This is a genomic window from Nitrospirota bacterium (genome assembly GCA_040754395.1).
Classification (GTDB): Bacteria; Nitrospirota; Thermodesulfovibrionia; order Thermodesulfovibrionales; family SM23-35; genus JBFMCL01.
Genome location: JBFMCL010000010.1, coordinates 15,863 through 34,362 on the forward strand (window position 1 = coordinate 15,863; position 18,500 = coordinate 34,362).

General features: G+C 50.9%; 17 protein-coding genes. 8 read left to right on the forward strand and 9 right to left on the reverse strand.

The features are described from left to right. The first annotated feature begins 87 nt into the window (after window positions 1-87). Both AB1552_06695 and bioB read left to right on the forward strand, forming a co-directional pair. Entirely contained in the window at window positions 88-639 is a 552-nt protein-coding gene (locus tag AB1552_06695) for a hypothetical protein (protein ID MEW6053460.1), read from the forward strand. Next, window positions 617-1,591 carry a biotin synthase BioB gene (gene bioB, locus AB1552_06700; GenBank protein MEW6053461.1) on the forward strand — a complete coding sequence of 325 codons (975 nt, stop codon included), beginning with the start codon at window positions 617-619 and terminating at the stop codon, window positions 1,589-1,591. The genes AB1552_06695 and bioB overlap by 23 nt, the downstream gene beginning before the upstream one ends. A 9-nt stretch (window positions 1,592-1,600) precedes the next feature. Here the strand turns inward: bioB and AB1552_06705 are convergent, their stop codons facing one another. From AB1552_06705 to mscL, 5 genes are all read right to left on the reverse strand, one after another. Next, window positions 1,601-2,494, reverse strand: a complete 894-nt coding sequence (locus tag AB1552_06705; GenBank protein ID MEW6053462.1) for a selenium metabolism-associated LysR family transcriptional regulator — start codon at window positions 2,492-2,494, stop codon at window positions 1,601-1,603. A 19-nt stretch (window positions 2,495-2,513) separates the two neighbouring features. Then, window positions 2,514-3,188, reverse strand: coding sequence for a bifunctional precorrin-2 dehydrogenase/sirohydrochlorin ferrochelatase (locus AB1552_06710; GenBank protein MEW6053463.1), 675 nt, complete (start codon window positions 3,186-3,188; stop codon window positions 2,514-2,516). Beyond that, a complete protein-coding gene (locus tag AB1552_06715) occupies window positions 3,185-3,937 on the reverse strand; it encodes an outer membrane protein assembly factor BamD (GenBank protein MEW6053464.1) in 753 nt (250 codons plus the stop codon). Before AB1552_06715 ends, AB1552_06710 begins: the two co-directional genes overlap by 4 nt. 91 nt (window positions 3,938-4,028) lie before the next feature. Continuing rightward, complete coding sequence (gene carB / locus AB1552_06720) at window positions 4,029-7,229, reverse strand: carbamoyl-phosphate synthase large subunit (GenBank protein MEW6053465.1); 3,201 nt, start codon at window positions 7,227-7,229, stop codon at window positions 4,029-4,031. 241 nt (window positions 7,230-7,470) lie between these two features. Continuing rightward, window positions 7,471-7,923, reverse strand: coding sequence for a large-conductance mechanosensitive channel protein MscL (gene mscL / locus AB1552_06725; protein ID MEW6053466.1), 453 nt, complete (start codon window positions 7,921-7,923; stop codon window positions 7,471-7,473). 192 nt (window positions 7,924-8,115) lie between these two features. Between mscL and AB1552_06730 the strand changes: the two genes are divergently transcribed. From AB1552_06730 to larE, 3 genes are read left to right on the forward strand one after another with little or no spacing between them, the layout of a single operon-like run. Continuing rightward, window positions 8,116-10,641, forward strand: a complete 2,526-nt coding sequence (locus AB1552_06730; protein MEW6053467.1) for a TIGR03960 family B12-binding radical SAM protein — start codon at window positions 8,116-8,118, stop codon at window positions 10,639-10,641. Beyond that, entirely contained in the window at window positions 10,623-12,128 is a 1,506-nt protein-coding gene (locus AB1552_06735; GenBank protein ID MEW6053468.1) for an Rne/Rng family ribonuclease, read from the forward strand. Before AB1552_06730 ends, AB1552_06735 begins: the two co-directional genes overlap by 19 nt. Before the next feature lie 46 nt (window positions 12,129-12,174). Then, window positions 12,175-12,981 carry an ATP-dependent sacrificial sulfur transferase LarE gene (gene larE, locus AB1552_06740; GenBank protein ID MEW6053469.1) on the forward strand — a complete coding sequence of 269 codons (807 nt, stop codon included), beginning with the start codon at window positions 12,175-12,177 and terminating at the stop codon, window positions 12,979-12,981. Window positions 12,982-12,986: 5 nt separating this feature from the next. Here larE and AB1552_06745 read toward each other — a convergent pair whose 3' ends face one another. Then, window positions 12,987-13,835, reverse strand: a complete 849-nt coding sequence (locus AB1552_06745; protein MEW6053470.1) for a diguanylate cyclase — start codon at window positions 13,833-13,835, stop codon at window positions 12,987-12,989. Between the two features lie 117 nt (window positions 13,836-13,952). Between AB1552_06745 and AB1552_06750 the strand changes: the two genes are divergently transcribed. Further along, window positions 13,953-15,122, forward strand: a complete 1,170-nt coding sequence (locus tag AB1552_06750; GenBank protein MEW6053471.1) for a (Fe-S)-binding protein — start codon at window positions 13,953-13,955, stop codon at window positions 15,120-15,122. A gap of 5 nt (window positions 15,123-15,127) precedes the next feature. Here AB1552_06750 and AB1552_06755 read toward each other — a convergent pair whose 3' ends face one another. The 3 genes from AB1552_06755 to AB1552_06765 are packed head-to-tail and all read right to left on the reverse strand — an operon-like array spanning window position 15,128 to window position 17,360. Beyond that, a complete protein-coding gene (locus AB1552_06755; GenBank protein MEW6053472.1) occupies window positions 15,128-16,165 on the reverse strand; it encodes an AI-2E family transporter in 1,038 nt (345 codons plus the stop codon). A gap of 13 nt (window positions 16,166-16,178) precedes the next feature. Beyond that, window positions 16,179-16,688: a cyclic nucleotide-binding domain-containing protein gene (locus tag AB1552_06760; protein MEW6053473.1), complete on the reverse strand. Its 510-nt coding sequence runs from the start codon at window positions 16,686-16,688 to the stop codon at window positions 16,179-16,181. A gap of 21 nt (window positions 16,689-16,709) precedes the next feature. Next, window positions 16,710-17,360 (reverse strand): HEAT repeat domain-containing protein, encoded by a 651-nt coding sequence (locus AB1552_06765; GenBank protein ID MEW6053474.1) that lies wholly within the window; start codon window positions 17,358-17,360, stop codon window positions 16,710-16,712. Between the two features lie 128 nt (window positions 17,361-17,488). Between AB1552_06765 and fsa the strand changes: the two genes are divergently transcribed. Both fsa and AB1552_06775 read left to right on the forward strand, forming a co-directional pair. Further along, on the forward strand, window positions 17,489-18,139 hold the full coding sequence (fsa, locus tag AB1552_06770; protein MEW6053475.1) for a fructose-6-phosphate aldolase: 651 nt from the start codon (window positions 17,489-17,491) through the stop codon (window positions 18,137-18,139). 100 nt (window positions 18,140-18,239) lie between these two features. Beyond that, window positions 18,240-18,455 (forward strand): FmdB family zinc ribbon protein, encoded by a 216-nt coding sequence (locus tag AB1552_06775; protein MEW6053476.1) that lies wholly within the window; start codon window positions 18,240-18,242, stop codon window positions 18,453-18,455. Window positions 18,456-18,500 lie beyond the last annotated feature (45 nt).

Consider the following 18,500-nt stretch of genomic DNA (forward strand, 5'->3'; position numbering starts at 1 on the left):
TCATCTGCCTGCGCATTCCCGATTTACAAACGGCTGAGGCAGATGCTATGGTTAAAAAGAGAGAAAAAGGAGGAGGTGTGCGTGTATATGAAGTATGTGCAGCCATGGCTGACTGTGACGGTTGTCCTCTGCTGCATGATCGGGGTTATTGCGCTGACATCAAAGGCATATGCATTTGAAACCCCGTTGAGGACGGAAAAAGCAGACGCTCCCGCACTGAACGGATCTTTCTCCGTGATACTTTACGGAAGCAGATTTTCAGATGATCTGGAAACGTTCGCCATACTTGACCCTGAAGGGGACTCGTATCATTTTGCGCCGTATGCGCCTGAGTATGACTATCGCGTCAGAAAAGGTCTTGGACCCGAGGAAGCAAGAGCACTTGCCGAAAAATTCGTCAGTTTCCACCGCGCCTTCTGGCGCATGCAAATGAGCAGGATTCTTGACAGGGAAGGTTCCGTCATCGGGTACGAACTCCGTCCCCTCTACATGATTTCTGCATATGGCACACACGACGTCATGGATATTTCCTACTGGGTTAAGGAAGGGGGGAGGGTGAAAGTGATTGTCAGTCTGGTTCCTGCAGTCGAAAGGCGAACGCCCTTCGGAGGTGAGAGTGAGCATCCGGGAACAGATTAGGCATCTCGAAAAAAAGACCGCAAAGGGAGGAGTGCTCTCCCGGCAGGAAGCCTTTTCCCTCACCGAGATTTCAGGAAGCGATCTCTTCTTTCTCTTCGCCTCAGCAAATGCGCTGAGGCAGCATTTCAGAAAAAACGTTATCGGTCTCTGTGCGATTGTGAACGCAAAATCCGGCGCATGCCCTGAAGACTGCGCGTTCTGCGCCCAGTCTTCCCGAAGCAGGGCGGAGATAGAGGTCTATCCGCTGCGCAGCAAAAAAGCGATCATGCAGAAGGCAGTCGAAGCGAAAAAATCCGGGATCACGAGATTTTCGATAGTGACGAGCGGGAGAAAGGTCTCGGAAAAAAATTTGCTGCGCATCGCTGACCTGCTTTCAGAGATCAGGAACACCGGTCTCCTGCCCTGCGCAAGCCTCGGTCTCCTGAACGCGGATGAGCTCTCCGCACTGAAGTCGGCAGGGCTCGACCGCTACCATCATAACCTCGAAACCTCCGAAAGATTTTTCCCCGAAATATGCACCTCTCACACCTATGAAGACAAAATCAGGACTGTCAGGGCAGCTGCTGCCGCAGGCCTCTCTGTCTGCTCCGGCGGAATATTCGGCATGGGCGAAACATGGCAGGACAGAATCGAGATGGCCTTTGCACTGAGAGCGCTTGATGCTGATGCTGTCCCGATAAATTTTCTTATCCCGATTCAGGGGACAGCACTGGCGCAGAGAGCGCGGCTGCATCCCTTTGAAGCGCTGAAGATCATAAGCCTTTACCGTTTCATCCTGCCCCGGAAAGAGATCAGGATATGCGGAGGCAGGATACAGATTCTCGGTGAATTCAATTCCCTTGTGTTTGCTGCAGGGGCTGACGGCATGATCAGCGGCAATTACCTGACCACCCAGGGGAGAAGTCATGAAGATGACCTCAGGCTTATGGCTGCGTACAGTCTGGCTTTATAGTGCAGGGTATCAGAGGTTTTTTGATTTCGCGAGGATATGCTCAAGGAATGCTTCATAGGATTTGGGAAGGGTCCTTTTCTTGTGGGTCACGACATAGAACCTTCTTTTCATCTGGATATCGGCAAGGGATATTTCCCTGAGGACATTATGCTGCAGTTCATCCGCGACTGAAAACCTTGAAAGGATGGAAACCCCCAGTCCTGACTTCACTGCCTGCTTCACCGCATCGGTTGAACCAAAGATTCCCGCGATACGCAATTTGTCAGGAGATACCCCTTTGCTTTCCAGGAATTTTTCTGTCTCCCTGCGCGTCCCTGATCCCTCTTCCCGGATCACCATCGGCAATGCGACAAAATCTTTCAGCGTCGGGTGATTATGAATCGCCAGGGATGGAGAGGATACCGCGATAAGCTCATCCTCAACAAACGGGATGTACCTTATCTGATCGTTGCCAAGTTTCGCACCGACAATCCCAAGGAGCATTTCATGGCTTGAAACACTGTCGATAATCCCCCGGGAGTCGGAAATCATGATCTGGAATGAAATGGAAGGATATTGCTTCTGAAACTCCGCCATGATGCCGGGCATGAGATATACGCCGGGGATAGTGCTTGCTCCGATAAGGATCTTGCCGGTCAGATCCCTGCTGACTTCCATGATCGCGTCCTTAATGGTATTGGCTTTTTCGATTATTTCCAGCGAGTGGGTAAAGAGCACTTCCGCTTCCTTAGTCGGCATAATCGTCCTTCCCAGCCGGTCGAAAAGTTTGCAGTTGAATTCATCTTCGAGTGCCTTAATGTGGTTGCTTATGGTCGGCTGCGTGAGGTTCAGCTCCTCGGAAGCCTTCGAAAAACTCCTGTTCTTGAAAACCGAGGCAAAAACCTTAAGCTGATGGATATCCATGAAAAAATTGTACCATACTTCAGGGTGTATTTGTTTTTCTTACCGCATCTCTTGCAGCCCGCACCGCCTTCGCCGGTCCTTGTTTCCTGAGCATTTCCAGCATGTTTTCTGATGCAAGCGCCTTCAGGCACGCCCCTCTTTTGTCCGGGTCCCGGATCGTCCGCTTGGCCTCTGCACGGATGCTCCTCAGGGACTTCAGGTATGCGGAAAACTCCGGGCCGTATATCTTCTCCAGTTCCCTGCGGATCGACCTGGAAAGCGCGGGGCTTACGCCGCTCGTCGATACGGCAATAGTCAGCAATCCCCTTTTTATCACGGACGGGACGATAAAGTTGCATAACTCAGGGGTATCCACCACATTCACCAGGCAGGCAGCATCACGTGAAACCTTCTCATTGATGTCCGGCGAATCGGTTGCCGCGATCACAAGAAATGCTTCTTTCAGTTCCCCTTTCCGGTACTGCCGGCGTACATGGCGTATTGTTCCTGCCATTCTTTCCTTCTCAATCCTCCTCGTAAGCAGGGGGCTTATCACTGTCACTTCAGCACCGGTTCTGAGCAGGGAGAGTATTTTTCTCTCCGCGACCTTTCCGCCCCCGACAACAACCACGCGTTTCTTCCTCAGGTTGACGAACAGGGGATAATACACTGCGGGTGTGTCGTGTTGCGGGGAGCGGGCAACCGTTTTCTTCACGGTTTCAGAGAAGCGAGAGCTTTCTTTGCTTTTTTCGCAAGCCCGGTGTCCGGGTACTTTTCGATAAGCCGGGACAAATAACGGGAAGCGCTTTCCTTCTGACCGAGGTTTTTATAGGAGATTCCGGTAAGGAAAAGGACATCCGGCTCTCCCTTGTAGTCAGGATACTGCTTCAGAAGATTCTCAAATCTTCCGATCGCTGCCTTGTAGGATGCTTTCTTGTAATAGAATTCCCCGACCAGGAATTCGTATTCGGCAATGGTATGCCTGCATTTCTCTATCCTGAGTTCAATATCTTCCTTGTAAGGGTTTCTGGGGAACAGCTTCTTTAATTTCTCGAATTCCTCAAGAGCCTTTGCCGCACCTCCATACCCCCGGTCAGAGCTTTCGATCTGATTGAAATAGACCATCGCAATCTGATACTGGGCATATGACGCATACTGATTGTCAGGATATGCATCAAGGAATTTCTGATACTCTGAGACAGCGCGTTCGAATTCCTCTTCCTGCACATAGGAGTCGGCAATCTTGAGCTGGGCAAGGGGGGCATACTTCTTTGTCATATCCCTGTTCTTGACCTCAAGAAATGAAGCCCTGGCCTGTTCGTATTCTTTCTGCCCGAGCTTTTCATTGGCAGAGGCGAATGTCTTTTCAGGGTCGAATTTTTCCGGGGGCTTGACCGCTGTTTTTCCAGAACAGGCAACTGTCAGGGTCACCAGCAACAGAATGAGTAGTTCAGATATCCGCATTTTCATCGCTGATTATTATAGCATGGATACCGCATATTTGGAGCAGCCATTCCAAAGCCCTCATCCCGGGATGCCGTTCCGGGGCAACTCCCTATTTTATTTCAGCATGGTAGCGTTGCAGAGACTTTACCTCGCGCTGCTTCTGCTTGAATGCTTCTATGCCGCGCGCTGCAGCAACGGCAGCTGCGAGAGTCGTAATGTAGGGCACCTTGTATTTGATGGCTGCCTTTCGTATGTAGGAGTCGTCATGCTTTCCCAGTTTTCCGCTCGGCGTATTGATCACCAGCGTGATTTCCTTGTTCTTGATTGCATCCACGACATTCGGCCGTTTCTCATGGAGCTTGTCGATGTGTTCAGCATTCACGCTGTTCTCCGCAAAAAACCGGTGCGTTCCCCTGGTTGCTTTAATGCTGAATCCCAGCCTCTCAAAGCGCCTTGCAACCTGAAGGGCCGCCTGCTTGTCCTGGTCAGAAACAGTGATAAGCACTGCCCCTTCAGTGGGAAGCCGTTGCTGGGCTGCCTCCAGGGCTTTATAGTACGCCAGTCCGAATGAATCGGCCATGCCCAGAACCTCACCGGTAGAGCGCATTTCAGGTCCCAGCAGCGGATCAACTTCAGGAAACATATTGAACGGGAACACCGCCTCCTTTACCCCGAAATGAACGATGTTTTTTGGTGCAACAGGCAACCCGGACAGCTGTTTGCCGAGCATGACCTGGGTCGCGAAGCGGGCCATCGGGATGTTGCACACTTTTGAAACCAGGGGTACCGTCCGGGAAGCCCGCGGATTTGCCTCAAGCACATAGACCGCATCGTTTGCAATCGCATACTGGATGTTCATGAGCCCGACCACGTTCAGGGCGACCGCGATCTTCTGCGTATACTCATAAATCGTTTCCAGATGTTTCTTCGGAATGCTGATAGGCGGAATCACACATGCGGAATCGCCCGAATGAATTCCCGCGAGCTCGATATGCTCCATCACCGCCGGGACAACGGCTTCTTTTCCGTCAGCTATGGCATCTGCCTCTGCTTCTATGGCATCCTCCAGAAACCTGTCGATGAGAATAGGCCGGTCCGGTGTCACCCCGACCGCGGCTGCTACATACCGCTGCAGCATTTCTTCGTCATGGACCACTTCCATTCCCCTGCCACCGAGCACATACGAAGGCCTTACCATAAGAGGGTAGCCCAGGCGTTCCGCAACACCCAGGGCCTCTTCGAGAGTACTTGCCATACCGGAGTCCGGCATGGGGATGCCCAGTTGCTTCATCATTTTCCGGAATCTGTCCCGGTCTTCCGCGAGGTCTATGGTTTCCGTTGAGGTGCCTATGATCCGGACTCCCAAATCAGCCAGTTCCCTGGCAATATTCAGCGGCGTCTGGCCGCCGAACTGCACCACCACCCCTTCGGGCTTTTCCTTTTCATAGATAGAAAGCACGTCTTCCACGGTGACCGGCTCGAAATACAACTTATCGGAGGTGTCATAATCTGTCGAGACGGTCTCAGGGTTGCAGTTCACCATGATGGATTCATATCCTTCATCCCTCAGGGCAAATGCCGCGTGGACACAGCAGTAGTCAAATTCGATTCCCTGGCCGATACGGTTGGGCCCTCCTCCGAGAACCATAATCTTTTTCCGGTCGCTGCGGGTCATTGTGTCTTTGGCATTATAGGTAGAATAATAGTATGCGGCGTTTTCGACTCCGCTTACCGGAACCGGCTCCCATGCCTGTGTAAGTCCCAAGGAGCGCCGGGTTTCCCTGACCTCCTGTTCAGACTTGTCCAGCAGCTGAGACAGGTACCGGTCTGCAAATCCGTCTTTTTTGGCACGGACAAGGAGTTCATCGGGCAGCTGTTTTCCTTTATATGCAAGAATTTCTTCTTCCATCTGCACAAGTTCTTTCATCTGTTCGATAAACCATGGCTTAATATGGGTTCTTTCATAGAGGAGTTCCACCGAAGCGCCTTTGCGCAGCGCTTCGTACATGATGAACTGGCGTTCGCTTGACGGCGATACCAGGAGTTCCAGGAGTTCTTCTAGAGACCGCTGATGAAAGTCCTTTGCAAAGCCCAGTCCGTATCGTCCTATCTCCAGAGACCGGATAGCCTTCTGGAACGCCTCCTTATAGGTCTTCCCGATGCTCATCACCTCACCTACCGCCCGCATCTGTGTTCCGAGCCTGTCCTCGACTCCCTCGAATTTCTCGAACGCCCACCGGGCAAACTTCACGACCACGTACTCTCCCCACGGGGTGTATTTGTCCAGGGTTCCTTCCCTCCAGTAGGGGATTTCATCGAGCGTCAACCCCCCGGCAAGCAGGGCGGAAATGAGCGCAATCGGAAAACCCGTCGCTTTTGAGGCAAGGGCGGATGAGCGGGAAGTGCGGGGATTGATCTCGATCACCACCACCCTTCCGGTTTTTGGATCATGAGCAAACTGAATATTCGTACCCCCGATAACCTGAATGGCCTCGACTATATCGTAGGAATACTTCTGGAGGCGTTTCTGGAGCCCGGGATCTATGGTGAGCATTGGCGCAGTACAATAGGAATCTCCTGTGTGAATTCCCATCGCGTCGACATTTTCTATGAAACAGACGGTGATGCGCTGATTTTTTGCGTCGCGCACCACCTCCAGCTCCAGTTCTTCCCACCCGAGCACAGATTCCTCTATGAGTATCTGCCCGATCAGGCTTGCAGAAATTCCCCTGCTCGCGACTGTCCGCAGCTCTTCGACATTGTAAACCAGTCCTCCGCCAGTTCCCCCGAGCGTATACGCAGGACGCACCACCACAGGATATCCCAGCTTTGATGCGATTTCTTCCGCCTCCTCAACGCTGAAGGCCGGTTCACTTGCCGGCATATCGATCCCCAGCTGGTTCATCGTCTTCTTGAAGGCAATGCGATCCTCGCCTCTTTCGATCGCATCTGCCTCTACACCGATAATCTTGACATTATGCTCCCTGAGAAAACCGCTTTTTGCCAGTTCAGCGGTGAGATTCAGGCCTGTCTGCCCGCCCAGATTCGGCAGAATGGCATCGGGCCGTTCCTTTTCTATGATCTTTTTCATATAGTCGGCAGTCAGCGGTTCCAGATAGGTTACCTCAGCAGTCCCGGGATCCGTCATGATCGTGGCAGGATTGGAATTGACCAGTACAATCTCATACCCAAGTTTTCGGAGGGCCTTGCAGGCCTGGGTACCGGAATAATCAAATTCGCAGGCCTGACCGATCACAATAGGCCCGGAACCGATAATCATTACTTTTTTGATATCATCTCGCTTCGGCATATAGTTGTACCTTTCTCATTGTGGAATTAATTCATACTTACTATTTGACCGGCTGAATACCGTGTTTTTCCGAAAAAATTAAAGAATACTGTAGTACTGAAACCAGAGTATAATAGGAGCGCAAACGAAGAGTCAAGGGAATACCTCGGCTGCAGGAAGGGCACAAATGCACCGGCATACTGCTTCTCGATACCCTGCCCCCCTCTGTCTCGCGTGACACATCCTGCGCTTCGACGAAATCCTATCCCTGAAGGTCAGAAGTGCAACGGGGGCATCGTGTTGCCTTAAGAGGAATCACGGAAATGCAAAACGGACATTCTTTAGTCGCCGGAGCGGCCGGAGGAGCTTCTTCTTTCCTTTTAAGCCTGTTCACATTCCTGATCACGAGAAAGACAGAAAAGGCCACGATAAGAAAGCTTATCACCGTATTGATGAATAATCCGTAATTTACGGTAACCGCTTCTGCTGCCTTAGCAGCAGCGACTGTTTCATAGGGACCTGCCACATTTCCTTCCTTAATGACCAAAAAGAGGTTGGCAAAATCGACATTGCCCAGCAGAATCCCTATGGGCGGCATCATGATGTCGGACACGAGAGAATTCACAATCGTGCCAAAGGCCGCACCGATTATGATACCGACAGCCATATCAACAACATTTCCCCGCATCGCAAATTCCTTGAATTCCTTCAGCATTGCGTGACCTCCTTTGTTGCGTAGTGAATATTGCTCTGTAGCCCTTGTCCTCAAACAGACGTTTTACCTATAGCACATAATACCTTCCGGGTCAAATGGATCCCTGTCAGCATGATGACTGCTGCCCGAAAGGGATGAAATAGCTGCCTTATCGCCTTGTAAAATGCATCTCCGAGATGGTATTCTTAATCTGTGTTATCATCCTTTCTTCAGAAACCAAGCAGGTATATCAACAGGGAGATTAATGCGGTTTACCGGGACGCATCCGTAAAAGTCGCGCTCGCCTTCCCTGACCTGTACGAGATAGGGATGTCCCACCTTGGGCTGAAAATACTGTACAAAATCATCAATGATCTTCCCTATGCATCAGCCGAACGAGTCTTTTCCCCATGGACCGATATGGAAGCCCTCATGAAGAAAAACGGTTCCCTCCTGTCGTCTCTGGAAACACACCGTCCGTTAAAGGATTTTGATATCGCCGGATTCAGCCTTCAGTATGAACTGTCGTATCCCACCGTACTGAACATGCTTCACTTGGGAGGAATTCCTGTCCGATCAGAAGACCGTCTGAATGCGTCATCAGGCAGCCCGTATCCGCTGATCATTGCCGGAGGTCCATGCACTGTCAACCCGCTGCCTCTCGCTCAGTTTGTCGATGCCTTCCTGGTCGGCGACGGCGAAGAGGCCATAGGAGAGATACTGAATCAATTCCATACATGGAAGACAGAAGGGGACAGGAAGAGGGAGTCGCTGCTTCTGGCGCTTTCCCGTATCGAAGGAGTCTTTGTCCCGCTTGTGCACTGTACAGCGGACACGCACCATAACACCGCCCTCTCGGATTCTCTGCCGCTGAACATCAGGAGGCGCATCCTGGGTTCACTCGATGATGCTCCATATCCGGATGCACCGATAGTGCCATTTGCGCCAATCGTGCATGACCGGATAAACATAGAAATTGCAAGGGGTTGTTCCATGGGCTGCCGGTTTTGCCAGGCAGGCATGATCTACCGTCCGGTTCGCGAAAGGAGCCCTGAAAAGGCGCTTGAGCTTGCAGGAAGGTCTCTGAAAAATACCGGCTATGAGGAAGTGTCCTTCACCTCGCTGAGTGCCGGCGACTACAGATGTCTTCTCCCGCTCGTGACAGCCTTCAACAAACGGTTCGCAAGGGACAGGATCGCCCTTTCTTTACCCTCTCTCAGGGTTGCATCCCTGAACAGCGATCTCCTGAAAGAGATCCGTTCAGTCAGAAAAACCGGATTTACCATAGCACCCGAGGCGGGAACCGAAAGACTCAGAAGGGTAATCAACAAGGATTTCTCCGAAAAGGAGTACGAACAGGCGCTCCTGACATTATTCGAGGAAGGCTGGCTTAATCTCAAACTGTATTTCATGATCGGGCTTCCGACAGAAACCGATGAAGATATCGAAGCGATTCCGGGAATGGCCATGAAGGCGCTGAAAATCGCCAAAAAGTATACGAAAAGATTCGTCAATATCACGATTGGCGTTTCTCCCTTTGCACCAAAAGCACATACGCCATTCCAGTGGCGCGGTCAAAGCGCACCTGAAGAGCTGAAAAGAAAGAAGTTCCACATAAAAAACCGCCTGACGAAAAAAGGATTCAATGTCAAAGGCCACAATATAGAGATGAGCCTTCTTGAGGCGGCCTTCTCGCGCGGCGACCTGAAACTCGCTGAGTTGATAGAGAAGGCATGGTCTCTCGGATGCCGTCTCGACGGCTGGACAGATATCTTTGACTACGGGAAATGGCAGGCTGCAATGGATGCCACAGGGATCAACGCTGCGGATTATGCCGCACGGACCTACGGGTATTCAGACCACCTCCCGTGGGAAATAATCAATACCGGGGTTGCCAAGGATTTCCTCTGGAAAGAATACCAGCATGCGCTCTCAGGGGAAATCTCTCCGGACTGCAGAAAGACCTGTCATAATTGCGGCATCGGATGTAAACATGCATCTGTCCATGAGCAGGCAGCGGGCAGCAGGCAGTCTGTACCTGACCTCAGGTCCCCCGTACACAATCCCGCTGCCAGGCAGTTCAAGCCGGTGACCATACGGGCCGAATTTGCCAAAACAGGCCGCCTGAGGTTTCTCTCGCACCTTGAGCTGGTTACGCTTCTGCACAGGGCTATGCGAAGGGCCGCGTTTCCCCTTGAGTATTCAAAGGGTTTCCATCCCTCGCCAAAGGTTTCCTTCGGCCCTCCTCTCGGTGTCGGGGTATCCGGTCTGGCGGAATATTTTGACATGGAGGTCACGCCTCCATTTAACCTCTCCGAGAACCTGATAAGACTGAATACTCTGCTCCCTGAAGGCATCCGCGTACATTTCTTTGCCGCGGTACCGGCCGGGGGGGAATCCCTGAACAGTTTTATCACCAGATATCACTATGAAATCAGGGGAGGGTCTTCAGACAGTGTCCGGGGCTTTTTGGCAGAGAGAGAAGTTTTGGTGCAGAGGGAAAAAGCCCTCATCGATGTCAGGAACATGGTGGAAGAAGCCCGGTTCCCCGATGAGGAGACTACACGGCTGATTCTGGTCGATCAGGGCGACAAAAAGGTAAGGCTGGGAGAGATTCTGCCTTTGATATTTGCCGCACCTGTCGAAGATCTTGATATTACGAGGATTGCCCTCTTCGGATGGAAGAGCGGCTGGGTAAAACCCCTAGAGCGGAGTTTACAGTGGACAGCGAAATACTGATTAACGCAACGCGGGATGAAATCAGGGTAGGACTGCTTGAAGGAGGCCAGGTCGTTGAGTTCTACGTTGAGAGGAAACGGGATGCAAGCCTTGTCGGCAACATTTACAAGAGCAAGGTAGTCAAGATCCTGCCGGGAATGCAGTCTGCCTTTGTGGATATAGGCCTTGAAAAGGCGGCATTCCTGTATGTTACAGACATTCATGCCGGCCTCGAGGAATTTGCGCCGTTTCTTGATGAAGAAGAGAAGGTAAATTCCATTGAACTTGTCACAAAAAAAGGGAAGCCTGATCTGACCATCGAAGAGCTCATCCAGGAAGGACAGGAAATCCTTGTACAGGTTTCAAAAGACCCGATTGGCAGCAAAGGCGCCCGCGTCACCTCATACGTTACCATGCCGGGGAGGTATCTCGTGCTCATGCCGAATGTCGAGCATATCGGGATTTCAAGGAGAATATCGGACGAAACTGAACGGAACCGGCTCCGCACCATCGTCGAGAATATAAAACCAAAAGGGTTCGGTCTGATTATAAGGACAGCGAGTGAAGGTTCAGGTGAAACAGACCTCCTGAAAGACCTCGATTTTCTTCTCCTGCTCTGGGACAACGTGCAGAAAAAAAAGGACAGGGTATCTGCGCCAACCCTGCTTTACAGCGATCTTGACCTTGTCTTCAGAAGCGTCAGAGACCTCATGGTGCAGGATGTGAAGAGGCTTGTCGTTGACTCATCAGATGAGTACGAACGAATCAAGGATTTCGTCAGGACATACTTTGAAAAACTCTCAGGAAAAATAGAGCTTTACGAGGGCACAGAGCCGATGTTTGATGCCTTTGGAATCGAGTTCGACATTTCACGGGCCCTCGGCAGAAAGGTCTGGCTGAAATCAGGCGGGTACATTGTCATTGACCAGACCGAGGCGATGACGGTAATCGACGTCAATACCGGCAAGTTTGTCGGTAAAGAGGAACTCGAGGACACCATACTCAAGACCAATCTTGAGGCAGTCAAGGAGATCGCGTACCAGATCCGGCTCAGGAACCTCGGAGGAATTATCATCGTCGATTTCATTGACATGGAACGATATGAGAACCGGGACAGGGTCTTCAACGCATTTGTCGAGGCGATGAAAAAAGACCGGGCAAAAAATACCATATCCCATATCTCTGAGCTGGGCTTGATCCAGATGACCCGGAAACGGGTCAGAGAGAGCCTCGGCAGAACACTCTGCGAGACCTGCCCGTATTGTGAGGGAAAAGGCTTTGTGAAATCGCCGAGGACCCTGTGCTACGAAATCTTCAGAAAAATCACCCGTCTCGCCCGACACGGAGGGGAAAGAATCATAGTGACTGCGCATCCTTCAGTTGCTGAACTGTTGTCTGACGAAGAACGCACAGGTGTCGAAGACATTGAACATAGATACAATGTGAAGGTTACGATACGGGAAAGCCGGAATTTTCATCAGGAAAATTACGAAGTAACCGTCTTATAAACACGTCGTCACCAAATTACGCTTCTGAACATCATGCACTGATCCCATGACAGATTCCAAACTGGCCAGGCTTATTGAACTTCTGAAAGATATGGAAAGCGCCGTACTCGCGTTTTCTGGAGGGGCAGACAGCTCTTTTCTCCTGAAAACACTACACCTCTCCGGCATCCGTGCCCTTGCAGTCACGGCAGATTCGGAGCTCACTCCCCGCAGCGACCTGCTGATTGCAGGAAACCTGGCAAAGGATTTCGGCATCGAACACAGGATTATTCAGACACAGGAACTTGCGACTGAGGATTTCGTCAGGAACACACTGGAGAGATGCTATATCTGCAAAAAGGAACGGTGCAGAATACTCTCTGATATCGCTTCCTCCGGACACTACCGGTTTGTCCTTGACGGCAGCAATGCCGACGATGCGGACGATTACAGACCGGGGAAGAGAGCTGCAGCGGAATACCACGTCAGGAGTCCTCTGGAAGAAGCGGGCTTCACAAAAAAAGAGATCCGGGATCTTTCAAGACAGCTTGGTTTGTCAACCTGGAATAAACCGTCTTCTCCCTGCCTCGCCACAAGATTTCCGTATGGCCGGCGCATTACGGGAAGTGCCCTGCGGAGGGTTGCGGCAGCAGAAGCATTCCTCAGCACTTTCGGGTTCAGCGAAATACGGGTCAGGGACTACGGGGACATGGCAAGAATAGAGGTTGATGCAGACAAGATTGAACGCCTGCTGACAGCGGACTCCCGGAACCTTATTTTAGAGACTCTCAGGGCCATGGGCTATCTTTTCGTTTCCCTTGACCTCGAGGGATACACGAGCGGGAGTATGAACCGGGTCTTACGAAAAGAATGATTTCCTTATTCTTCCACCACCGCCTGTCTGATCGTGTTTTTACCTTCCTGTTTGGCCCCGTACATCTCGGCATCCGCCCTGTTTATCAGTTCATCCACATGTAATGGCGGTCTGTTAAAGGTAACCACGCCGAAGCTGAATGTCGCCGGCCACTGGTTTTTCTTCATGACATCAAGAAGGTTCCTCTGGACTTTCAGGATGACTGTTCCGGCTGCCTCCTGCCCCGTCTCCGGGAGCAGTACAGAAAATTCGTCACCGCCGAGCCGCGCAACGATATCTGTCGCACGGATGCTTTTTTGCAGAGTATCTGCTGCTGCCTTTAAGACCGAATCACCTGTTTGGTGTCCCTGGTTGTCATTGATGGACTTCAGGTTATCACAGTCAAGATATGCGATCGTAACTGGGTAGCCATATCTTCTGCATCTGTTGATCTCGATGCCGGCATACTCGAAAAAGGCCTGCCTGTTTGCGATGCCTGTCAGAAAGTCTTTTCTGGCAAATGTCCTTTCCCTTTCCAGATTCGTTTTAAGGGCTGCCACGATATTGACAAGAATGAGAAAGACCGAAAGCCTGAAAATTCCATTCAGATACGGACTGAAGGAATAGGTAAAATTCCTCCCCATCAGTACATCGGCTGCAAGCCAGGCAAGGGCGCTCAGAACAGATAAAATAATGCCCGCGGGTTTTCCCACAAACCAGGCAACAAGAAATATCGGGAGCATGAAAAACAGCGACAGAGCGAACTCAGGGCCTGTTGCATAACGGATCACCGCGACAACCAGGACCATCACTATGCCCAGAGATAAGAGAAACGTCCGGGATTGTCTGCTCAGAAATTCAATGACTCTCCACACAGCCTCTCCCCTGTTATTACTATTTTACATAATTTTCCTTCCCCTTCAAAGTGATCGCTGCGCACACGGCAGCAGGCAATCTGGAAAGAAAAAGAGGGGCACAGTTATAATGCATATATGGACAGTACAAAATATCTGCAAGAACTTTCCAAATGCGTGAAATGCGGAAGCTGCAAGGCAACATGTCCAACCTACGGAGAAGACTCCACAGAGACGATGGTTGCACGGGGAAGGCTTGCCCTGCTCTGGGCGCTCTCTGCAGGGCGGATCCAGCCGTCTCCTGCGCTCAATGAGCGGATTTTCAGCTGTACGTTATGCGGTGCCTGTACCGGCCACTGCCCGCCCGGAGTCGATATCAAAGAAGTAATGTATCATGGCAGACACCTGCTGAAAAAGACCGACAGGAAGAGAAGGCATGTGCGGTTTTTCACACATTTCTGGACAAGGCAGCCGAAACTGAGCTTCAGGCTTTTGCATATGTCCCAGCATTTTTTGCTCCCGTACCTTCACAGAAAGGGCTTCCTTCCTTTTACGCCCGAACTGCCTGAACGCCAGCTGAAAGATTCTTCGCATGTCTTTACTGTCCCGAAAAAGAAAGGAAGGGTTGCCGTATTCACCGGATGTGCGGTCAATTTCCTTTATCCTTCTCTGGGAGAGTCGCTCATCAATGTCCTGCACAACACCGGATACGAGGTGATACTGCCGGCAGGCGAGGTCTGCTGCGGAGCTCCCCTCCGTACCCTTGGTCTCGAGGAACAGGCACGAGGTCTTGCTGAAAAAAATGCCTCGATCTTCAACAAGCTCAATGTTGACGCTGTCCTGAGCCTCTGTCCATCCTGTACACAGTCATTGAAGATTGACTACCCCAAAATCATCGGGCAGGGGGTCGAGAAAGCTATGGATATCTCAGCCTTCTTTGTGGAGGCACTTGATTTTGCCCGCCTCGATCCTCCTTACACGCGTGTGGTATATCACGACCCCTGCCATCTGAAATATGGGCTGGGCCTTCTGAAAGAGCCGAGAAAGGTCCTGACCGGCATGGGCACAGACCTTCTGCCTGCCGACGGAGACAGGTGCTGCGGGTTCGCAGGCGTATTCTGCCTTACCAACAGGGAAATTTCTCAGGGACTCCTCCTGAAATGTGCCAGTGACTATGTTGCAGCAGACGCAGACGCTATCGTCACTTCATGCCCGGGATGTATTATCCAGCTTTCAAAGGAAGTCCGTAATAAACCTGTGGTGCATCTTATCGAAATGCTTGAAGAAGCGCTGCTGCCGCACACCTGACTTGCTCAGCCTTCCCGGTATCTCATGAAATTCCTCATGCTTTCCACCGCTGTCACTTTCAAAAAACCCGTCACCGGCACTGCAAGGAGCATCCCGAGTATGCCGAACAGTTTTCCCCCGACAAGAACGGAAAGCAGCACGGTGAGCGGATGCATATGAACACTCTTGGCAACGACCACAGGCTGGACTACTGCATCATCAATCAGCTTTATGATGGCGAAGGCGACCATTACGTAAAACGCCTGCTCAAAATTCCCTGTCTGCAGGACGGAAACGATAACCGCAAGCACCGCGCCGGTGATAGGTCCGAAATACGGCACAAGGTTGGCAAGTCCGGCAAAAATTCCTATCATGAGGAAATATTTGAGGCCTATCAGCCACATCGCAAATGTTGAGAATATCCCTACCACAGTTGCATCAATCAGCTGGCCTCTGAGATAATTCCCGACCTGGTTATTCAATTTATGCAATAAATAGAGCGTGAACTCAAAGTACCTGTTCGGCATAAGACTGACAAAGGACCTCTTGAATTCCCGTCCGTCCTTCATCAGAAAAAAAACGATAAAGGGGATCAGGATCATGCTGGTAATAACTGAAGCGGCATCCAGAAAGTGGCTGACAATCCAGTCTCCCAGGCTGGCCATGCTGTTTTCCAGTCTGCTTACGAGGTGTAATTCCGTGACACCGAGGAACGAGAGGTGCGAGACTAGGAAGTCTTCAAGCCCGGATACTATCACGCCGGCCTTTTCAGGATGAAGTCCGCTCTGCAGGGATGATATTTGCGTGGAAAGGGAAGGCAAGAACACCGAATATGAAACACCGGCAAGCGCAAAAAAACCGCAAAATATCGCAACCGTTGCTGACGCCCGGCTCATCCCGCGCGATTCAAGAAAATTGGCAAAGGGATCCATGACATAGGCGAGCAGGGCAGAGATTATCACGAGTTTCACGATGTGCGAGACTGCTGCAAGAAATACCATCGCCACTGAGGCAATCCCGAGGACAAAAGCAATTTTTATGAATTGACCGGTCCTGTTCTGCATCGGTGTCTTCAGGCTACTGGTTCACGTTCAGCTGGGTCATGCACTTTAGGTCCCGCACCTGTTCATTGGTTTTCTTCAAACGTTCCCCGATTGTCCATGCCAGCCTGAACAGTATCTTTGAACCGAGCCTCGGGTTGCGTTCGATAAGGGAGAGAAGTTCCGGCTTGAAAAAACACAATATCCGGCATGGTGTCATGGCCCTTGCGGTTGCACTTCTCGGTGCATCATCAAGAAGCGCCAGTTCACCGAAAAAATCCCCCTCACCGAGTTCAGCGAGGCTATGCTGTTCCGGTTCGCATATGATCCCGACATTTCCCTCGATGATAATGTACATTCCGAGCCCGACATCATCCTGATGAAAGATGGTCTCATGCGCCCGGTATTCTCTTTGATGCATAATGCGCGTGAGCGTTTTCATTTCCCGGGTACTGATACCCTGAAATATCGGTATCCTGGAGAGAATACTGTCTATCCTGTCAACTTGTTTCTGCCCCCTGAAGATGTTGTCCCAGAACTTGCTCATAGAAGATAGCCTGCCTTTACTTTACTGATATGCCCTGATTTTGTCTAATGCCGCCTCAGCGGCCTGCTGAACATACGGGTCATTGTCCGTATCAGCAACCTGCCGAAGAAACACCTCTGCTTCAGAATTGCCAATATTTCCAAGGGCCTTTATTGCGCTGAACCTTATCGCAAAATTCTTGTCTCTCAGTTCAGGAATAAGATAGGGCACTGCACGCGAATCACCGATCTTTCCAAGCGACTGGATGGCAGCCTCCCGAACCAGAAGATTGTCAAGGCCAAGCGCCTCAATAAGAGAGTCCACTGCCCGTGACCCCTTATTAAACTCCTGTCCAAGCGCTATTGCCGTGTTCCATTTCATTGCAGGGCATTCTTCATTCAGGAAAGGGTTGTTAAAAACGGTCACCAGCTTGTCCGAAACCTTCTGATCCGGTATGGTTCCTAACAGACGGATCGCCCTTATCTTGATCTTCCAGTTTTCAGCCTTGGTAAACACAAAGTCCAGCAACGCATCAACCGCTTTCTGGTCTTTCACTCTGCCAAGGGCCTCCACAGCTGATGCCTGCTCCAGGGTATCTTTGCTTTTGAGGCGAACGATCAGGTCGTCACTGGTTGCAGACATTGCATGTTCCGCAGGGAAAAACACCGCAAGCATTGCGGTGATACCCCACATATATATTCTCCTCATTATGCTCGCTCGCTCCATATGCGCTTTTTTGTCCTCCAAAATAGTGTGTATATAGTATAATGAAAATGTAAGATCTTTTTGAATTATTTCGATAATTTTTCGAAGGGGGCGCCATGAAATTCTTCATCGACACCGCAAATATTGACGAGATCAGAAAAGCCTGGGACCTCGGGCTTATCGACGGGGTGACCACCAATCCCTCCCTGATCGCAAAAGAAGGAACATCTCCTGTACCTCTGCTGAAGGAAATCTGTGGCATTGTGCAAGGACCTGTCAGTGCCGAGGTTGTGAGCATGAACGCTGATGCGATGGTCAGGGAAGCAGAAACCCTTTCCTCAATTCATCAGAATATCGTCGTGAAAATACCGATGATGGAAGAAGGGCTCAAGGCGGTGAAGCGTCTTGCAGAGGCCGGCATCAAAACAAACGTTACTCTCGTGTTTTCATCAAGCCAGGCGATACTCGCTGCAAAGGCAGGGGCAACATTCGTCAGCCCGTTTGTCGGCAGGCTGGATGATATCAGTCACTTCGGGATGGACATTGTCAGCGATATTATGGCGATATACGAGAATTATCTGTTCGAGACCGAGGTAATCGTCGCAAGCATCAGGAACCCGCTGCACGTTGTCGAGGCAGCAAGAATCGGCGCACATATCGCGACAATCCCTTATTCTGTTATACTACAGCTGATCAAGCACCCTCTCACGGATATCGGGATCGAGAAGTTTCTGAAGGACTGGGAGAAGGTGCCGAAAAAGAAGTAGTAACAGGCTGTTTCGTCCACAGTTCCTGAGAAAAGGAACTTTGACCACAGAAAACTATATGTGAAGAACTGGGGTTCTTCACGCACAAGGAGTTTATAGAATGCCGATATTTGAATATACCTGCCGCATCTGCAGTGAAGACTTTGAAAAGCTTGTCTTTGGCAGCCAGGAAGTCTGCTGCCCCAAATGCAGCTCAACAGAGGTAAAAAAGAAATTTTCCGTCTTTTGTTCGACCGGGACAGACCGTCCCCTTGCCGGAACCGCTGCATCAGGCTGCACGTCCTGCAGCAAGACATCCTGCAGTACCTGCAAATAGCAGTCGTCTAAGGAAACTGTCTTTCCTCTGTCAGGATTATTGAAT

Bases quoted from the DNA above. Each gene is read 5' to 3' on its own strand.
- AB1552_06760 (MEW6053473.1), bottom strand. From the start codon at position 16,688: ATGAGCAAGTTCTGGGACAACATCTTCAGGGGGCAGAAACAAGTTGAC.
- fsa (MEW6053475.1), top strand. From the start codon at position 17,489: ATGAAATTCTTCATCGACACCGCAAATATTGACGAGATCAGAAAAGCC.
- AB1552_06695 (MEW6053460.1), top strand. From the start codon at position 88: ATGAAGTATGTGCAGCCATGGCTGACTGTGACGGTTGTCCTCTGCTGC.
- AB1552_06750 (MEW6053471.1), top strand. From the start codon at position 13,953: ATGGACAGTACAAAATATCTGCAAGAACTTTCCAAATGCGTGAAATGC.
- mscL (MEW6053466.1), bottom strand. From the start codon at position 7,923: ATGCTGAAGGAATTCAAGGAATTTGCGATGCGGGGAAATGTTGTTGAT.
- AB1552_06715 (MEW6053464.1), bottom strand. From the start codon at position 3,937: ATGCGGATATCTGAACTACTCATTCTGTTGCTGGTGACCCTGACAGTT.
- AB1552_06705 (MEW6053462.1), bottom strand. From the start codon at position 2,494: ATGGATATCCATCAGCTTAAGGTTTTTGCCTCGGTTTTCAAGAACAGG.
- AB1552_06765 (MEW6053474.1), bottom strand. From the start codon at position 17,360: ATGTGGGGTATCACCGCAATGCTTGCGGTGTTTTTCCCTGCGGAACAT.
- larE (MEW6053469.1), top strand. From the start codon at position 12,175: ATGACAGATTCCAAACTGGCCAGGCTTATTGAACTTCTGAAAGATATG.
- AB1552_06775 (MEW6053476.1), top strand. From the start codon at position 18,240: ATGCCGATATTTGAATATACCTGCCGCATCTGCAGTGAAGACTTTGAA.
- AB1552_06755 (MEW6053472.1), bottom strand. From the start codon at position 16,165: ATGCAGAACAGGACCGGTCAATTCATAAAAATTGCTTTTGTCCTCGGG.
- carB (MEW6053465.1), bottom strand. From the start codon at position 7,229: ATGCCGAAGCGAGATGATATCAAAAAAGTAATGATTATCGGTTCCGGG.